Raw genomic sequence first — 450 nt, 5'->3', positions numbered from 1 at the left:
GCGCACAATCCAATCTACCTCCGCCGGCCTGCCTGGCAGATCCAGCATCGCCGTCGCCGCCGGAGTACGCGATATCACTTTGCCTGCACGGATGACCACCAGACGGGTTGCACGCAATCTAATCGCGTCAACTTTATCGCGGGCCTGCAACAACACCATATCCGCCTTGCCTCCGATGGCGATACCGTAGCCATCCAGTCCGAGGATGGTGGCCGGTGCGGTCGTGACAGCATCGAAACAGTTGCGCATCGCGTCCTGGCCGGTCATCTGTGCGACATGCAATCCCATTTGCGCGACCTCCAGCATGTCAGCACTGCCGAGCGGATACCATGGGTCCATCACGCAATCATGCCCGAATGCAACAACAATACCAGCCGCCATTAACTCCGGTACACGGGTCATCCCACGACGCTTCGGATAACTGTCATGGCGACCTTGCAGGGTAATGTT

1 protein-coding gene is annotated in these 450 nt (G+C 58.7%); it reads right to left on the bottom strand.

Annotated features, from left to right (window positions below):
* A partial coding sequence (locus tag QN370_RS20610) for an amidohydrolase family protein (RefSeq protein ID WP_323581832.1) occupies positions 1-450 on the bottom strand: 450 nt, incomplete at both ends.

Source organism: Actimicrobium sp. CCI2.3, from assembly GCF_035019065.1.
In the GTDB taxonomy this organism is placed as follows: domain Bacteria; phylum Pseudomonadota; class Gammaproteobacteria; order Burkholderiales; family Burkholderiaceae_D; genus Actimicrobium.
This window is presented reverse-complemented; position numbering and strand designations above follow the sequence as displayed.